General features: G+C 68.7%; 4 protein-coding genes and 1 pseudogene (1 of these 5 running past the window's edge). 4 read left to right on the top strand and 1 reads right to left on the bottom strand.

Translation table 11 applies throughout. The annotated features are described in order from the left end of the window. The 3 genes in view from DAT37_RS28765 to DAT37_RS28755 are tightly spaced (at most 12 nt apart) and all read left to right on the top strand, a layout consistent with a single transcriptional unit that may run on beyond the window. Nucleotides 1–933, top strand: partial view of an ABC-2 transporter permease gene (locus tag DAT37_RS28765; RefSeq protein ID WP_109528031.1) — the 3' portion only. It extends 129 nt beyond the left edge of the window; only the last 933 of its 1,062 coding nucleotides appear in the window; its start codon lies beyond the left edge, outside the window; the stop codon is at nt 931–933. After that, nucleotides 930–2,351 carry a S41 family peptidase gene (locus tag DAT37_RS28760; protein ID WP_109528030.1) on the top strand — a complete coding sequence of 474 codons (1,422 nt, stop codon included), beginning with the start codon at nt 930–932 and terminating at the stop codon, nt 2,349–2,351. The genes DAT37_RS28765 and DAT37_RS28760 overlap by 4 nt, the downstream gene beginning before the upstream one ends. Before the next feature lie 12 nt (nt 2,352–2,363). Then, entirely contained in the window at nt 2,364–3,521 is a 1,158-nt protein-coding gene (locus DAT37_RS28755; protein WP_109528034.1) for an alpha/beta hydrolase family protein, read from the top strand. Nucleotides 3,522–3,892: 371 nt separating this feature from the next. Here the strand turns inward: DAT37_RS28755 and DAT37_RS28750 are convergent, their stop codons facing one another. After that, a complete protein-coding gene (locus DAT37_RS28750) occupies nt 3,893–4,765 on the bottom strand; it encodes an aldo/keto reductase family oxidoreductase (RefSeq protein ID WP_109528029.1) in 873 nt (290 codons plus the stop codon). A gap of 139 nt (nt 4,766–4,904) precedes the next feature. Between DAT37_RS28750 and DAT37_RS45735 the strand changes: the two are divergent. Beyond that, nucleotides 4,905–5,000: pseudogene (locus tag DAT37_RS45735) on the top strand (winged helix-turn-helix transcriptional regulator); the annotation flags it as partial.

The raw sequence follows: 5,000 nt of genomic DNA, 5'->3' as shown, positions 1-5,000 counted from the left end.
GACTGCACCACGGACGACACCTGCGCCAGCTTCTACAACCGCTTCTTCGGCGAGTACGACCTCCCGTTCCTGGCCCTGACCCTCGTCGTGCTGATCATTCCCGCCCTCATCGGGCTCTTCTGGGGAGCACCGTTGATCACCCGCGAGCTGGAGGCGGGCACGCACCTGCTGGTCTGGAACCAGAGCATCACCCGCGGCCGCTGGCTGGCGGTCAAGCTCGGGCTCACCGGACTGGTCGCCGTGGCCGCCGCCGGCCTGTGCGGCCTCATGGTGACCTGGTGGTCCGACCCCCTGGACAAGTCGGCCGCCGAGGGCATGGCCCTGATGGCTCCCCTGGTGTTCGGCGCCCGCGGCGTCGCCCCGATGGGCTACGCGGCCTGCGCCTTCGTGCTCGGCGTGACCGTGGGCATGGTGGTGCGCCGCACGCTGCCCGCCATGGCCCTCACGCTGGCCGTCTTCGCCGCGATCCAGCTCACTCTGCCGACGATGGTCCGTCCCCATCTGGTGGCTCCGGTGACCGCGACCTTCGAGCTCGGCATGGAGAACATGGAGAGCCTCAGCATCCCCCGGGAGGGAGGCGAATCCCCGCGGATGTTCCTGAGGGAGGCTGTCCCCGGCCACCCGGGTTCCTGGGTCCTGGCCAACGAACTGCTCGCCCCATCCGGACAGGTGATCTCCGGCGGCGACGGCGGCACCGGAGCCGTCATCAACGTCTCCTCGACGTCGGGGCCCTGCGCAGCGGGGAATGCGGCGGCGGGCGCCGGGGACGGCTGCCTGGGCGAGGTCAACCGTCTCGGTTACCGGCAGCGGGTTACCTACCAGCCCCTTGAGCGCTTCTGGATCTTCCAGTGGATCGAGACCGGGATCTACGCCCTGCTCACTGTGGGCCTCGTGTGGTTGTCGTTCTGGTGGATCCGCAGGCGCCTGTCATGACCGTGATCAGGGCCGCGACCGCCGGGCTCGCCCTCCTGCTGGCGGCGGCCTGTACGGCGCCGACGGCGCCGCGCAGCGAGACGAGTTCGGCGGCCGGCACGGTCTGCGCACGGCCTCAGGGCCGCCTCCCGGCACAGACACCCACCACGATCGACATCGTCGAGCAGGCGTACTTCTGCATCCTCGGCAACTACTACAGCGGCGCCACGATGGACGCCCGCCTGCTGCTGACCGCCGGGTTCATCGCGTTGACGCGGGAACTCAACCTCAACGGGCGTGATGTCTCCGAGGCGACCATGCCGGCGCTGACCGGCGACCGGGAAGCCGACTGGACCGCTTTCGAGGCCGTCTATCGGAAGGTCACCGATCAGGTCCCGGACCTGCGTGACAAGCTGGCCGTCGTCACCCTGGAGGCCATCGTGGCCAGCCTCGATGACAATCACGCCAGGTGGGTGCACGACGTCGGAGGGCAGCCCCCCGGCTACCATGACGGTGACGGTTACGGCCTGGGCCTTGAGGCGAGCGTCAACGGACCTCAGGTGAACGGCAACCCCGGCGCCGCGCTTCCCCCGTTGTTCGTCACCACCGTGGCGGGCGGCGCGGCGCAGGCCGCTGGAGTGCGTCCGGGCGACATCATCGAATCGATCGACGGATCGGCGCCCTTCATCGACGGGAAGCCCACGCCCGCGATCGCCGCCCTCTACCCGCGATACCCGGAAGCCGACCCGGTCGAGCTGCAGTTGCTGCGGCAGAGCACCGGACGCCGCTGGAGCGTGACGCTCAAGCCCGGCGTTTACGAGCGGGATCTGGCCGCCCTGCAAGGGGTGACGTCGAAGCTGCCGGAAGACGGCATCGCCTATGTGCGGGTGCGCGGGTTCACTCCCGACGCCGCAGACCGAGTCTTCAAGGCGATCTCCCGGCTGCGCACCGGCCGGACGCTCACCGGTGTCGTTCTCGACCTGCGGGGCAACGGCGGCGGCAGCGCCCCTGAAGCGATCCGGCTGGTGAGCGCCTTCGTCCACGGCAAGGTCACCGCCTACCTGTGCACCGTGGACGCCAAGTGCGAAGCCCTGCGGACCGACGACACCGTCGAACTGATCGACCTGCCGCTGGCAGTGCTCACCGACCGCAGTTGCGCCTCGGCGTGCGAGCACTTCAGCTCCGCGGTCAAGGACCTGGGAATCGGCCACATGGTCGGCACCAGGACCGCCGGTGCCATCTCCGGCCCCTCGGAGCCGTTCCAGCTCAGCAACAACACCATGCTGGCCTTCCCCACCAGGCACCACCTTGGGCCGAATCGCGAGACGTTCGACCGGATCGGCGTGCCGCCCGACCACCACGTGCCCCTGACCCCGAAGGACGCGGCCGCCGGGCGCGACCCCGCCCTGGCCAAGGCGCTGACCCTGCTGGAGAAGTGAATGAACCTCTCGATGAGACAGATCCTGGCAGTCGCCGCCGGACTGGTCGTCCTCGCCGCGTCCGCCTGCTCCGCGCCCGCGCCGCCCCGGTCGGCTACCAGCCCGTCGGCCACGCCCACCGGCCCGGCCGTCCTGCCCGCGCCCACCGGCGACCACCCGGTCGGCACCACCATCCTGCATGTGAACGACACCTCCCGCCCCGATCCCTGGAACCTCGACGTCGACACCAGGGAGCTCAAGGTCACCCTGTGGTACCCGACCGAGCAAGGGGACGGGGAGCGGGCCCCGTACATGACGCCGAAGGAGTCGGAGCTCTTCTTGAAGGGCTCCGAGATCGCGGGGGTGCCGTACGACACGCTGAGCAAGACGCGGACGAACGCCATCAAAGACGCCGAACCCACGGGGGAGAAGCTTCCGCTGGTGGTGCTCTCTCCCGGCTTCACCAAGCCGATGAGCTCACTCACGGCCCTGGCCGAGGACCTGGCCAGCCGGGGGTACGTCGTGGCCGGCATCGACCACACCTACGAGAGCTACGTCACGACCTTGTCCGATGGGCGGGTCGCCGACTGCATCGCGTGCGACAGCGACACCGATCCGGGCTTCGGCACGCGGGTGGTTCAGGGCCGGGCGGCCGACGTCTCCTTCGTGCTCGACCAGTTGCCGGCGCGGTGGGAGGGTTCCGGCCTGATCGACCGCTCCAGAATCGCGATGGTCGGCCAGTCGATGGGCGGGGCCAGCGCGATGGCGGCCATGCTGGAGGACTCCCGCGTACGCGCCGGGATCGACATGGACGGCAGCACCTACGCCCGGATTCCCAAGAGCGGATTCTCCCGGCCGTTCATGTTCGTCGGTTCGGAGCAGCATGTCCCCGGTGGCGGCGATGCTTCGTGGGACCGTGACTGGAAGCTGCTGACCGGGTGGAGGCGCTGGATCGCGGTGACGGATACGGACCACCAGGCGTTCACCGACATTCCGCTGGTGGGGCCCTCCCTCGGCATCGAGCCCGTCCACGGCGTCCTGCCCGCGGAGCGCGGCGCCGAGATCGCCCGCACGTACGTGGCGGCCTTCCTCGACCGGCACCTGAAGTCGCAGCGGCAGCCCATCCTGGACAAACCGTCATCGCGCTACCCCGAGGCCAAGTTGTGCCCTGAGGCCTGCGGTCAATCATGAATCCCCACGCGCCGTGGAGCTACCGGGGGCTACCGGGGGCTACCGACCGCAACCCGCCCGGCAGCGCCGCCGACCCGACGACCCGAGCACACATACCGACTTAGAGATCGACATGAATGGCATCCTCGGTCAGAAGCGCTCGCGCAGGAGCATCATGGCGGCCGTCGCGCTGGCCACAGTCGCATTGGCAGGCACGGCCTGCGATGGCTGCAGCGGTGACGGCGGATCGTGACGTGAAGGATCGTGGGCCGCCAGCCGAGTGGCTCGTCCGCCAAGAGCTTCCACCGGCCCCGGTCGCGCGAAGGTGACCGGGGCCGGAACTTGAATCGTGGCTTCAGGCGTGGCTTGTGGGCCGTTCAGCTCTGAGGCATTCAGCGGCTGATGTCGTCCAGCTCGGTCAAGTCCTCATGAGAGAGGGAGAGTCCCGCGCCGGCGATGTTCTCGCGCAGGTGTGCCGTCGATGACGTGCCGGGGATGAGCAGGATGTTCGGTGATCGCTGCAGCAGCCAGGCCAGTGCAACGGACATCGGTGACGCCTCCAATCGAGCGGCGACCGCCGAGAGCGTCGAGGACTGAAGCGGGGTAAAGCCCCCGAGGGGGAAGAAGGGCACGTACGCGACGCCGTCGGTGGCGAGCCGGTCGATGAGCTCATCGTCGTGGCGGTGGGCGAGGTTGTACATGTTCTGCACGCACACGATCGGCGCGATGCTCTGTGCCTCGGTGACCTGCTCCGCGGTGGCGTTGCTGACCCCGAGGTGGCGGATCAGGCCCTGCTGCTGGAGTTCGACGAGCGTCTCGAACGCCTCGGCGAGCGAGCCAGGCTGGGGACCTTCGGCGTTGCCGAGTCGGAGGTTGACCAGGTCGAGTACGTCGAGCCGGAGGGACTTGAGGTTGTCGTGTACCTGGCGGCGCAGATCTTCGGGTCGCCGGGCGGGAGGCCAGCCACCCTGTTCGTCGCGGGTCGCGCCCACCTTGGTCACGATGTGCAGCGACTCGGGATAGGGGTGCAGTGCCTCGCGGATCAACTCGTTGGTGACGCGCGGCCCGTAGGCGTCGCTGGTATCGATGTGGGTGATACCAAGGTCGACCGCTTCACGCAGAACGGCTAGGGCACCGTCGCGATCGGCGGGCGGCCCCATGACCCACGGGCCGGCCAGTTGCATGGCGCCGTAACCGAACCGGGTGACGGTCAGGTCGCCCAGAGTCCGGGTGCCGCCGGGAAGAGAGAGGGAGGGTGTGCTCATCTTGTTGCCTTTCGTCGTGCACTGGGGTCGCGCCTTCTGCCTCCCTGCATCAGCATTGGAGAGAAACTTCCTGTCAGGAAGTAGGCACTCTGAAGTGCGTAACCCACCCATAGGTGAGAGGTGCGAATCAGTGACGACGATGAAGGCGGCCCAGAAGAGGGCTCAGGCCAAGGTGGAGTACAACGCGTTCCTGGCAGCGTGCCCCAGCCGGCGGCTGCTCGACCGAATCTCGGAC

Source organism: Nocardia aurea (assembly GCF_003123685.1).
Taxonomy (GTDB): domain Bacteria; phylum Actinomycetota; class Actinomycetes; order Mycobacteriales; family Mycobacteriaceae; genus Nocardia; species Nocardia aurea.
This window is presented reverse-complemented; position numbering and strand designations above follow the sequence as displayed.

What these genes read in the sequence shown, in the direction of transcription:
- DAT37_RS28760 (WP_109528030.1), top strand. Translation starts at nt 930, where the DNA reads ATGACCGTGATCAGGGCCGCGACCGCCGGGCTCGCCCTCCTGCTGGCG.
- DAT37_RS28755 (WP_109528034.1), top strand. Translation starts at nt 2,364, where the DNA reads ATGAGACAGATCCTGGCAGTCGCCGCCGGACTGGTCGTCCTCGCCGCG.
- DAT37_RS28750 (WP_109528029.1), bottom strand. Translation starts at nt 4,765, where the DNA reads ATGAGCACACCCTCCCTCTCTCTTCCCGGCGGCACCCGGACTCTGGGC.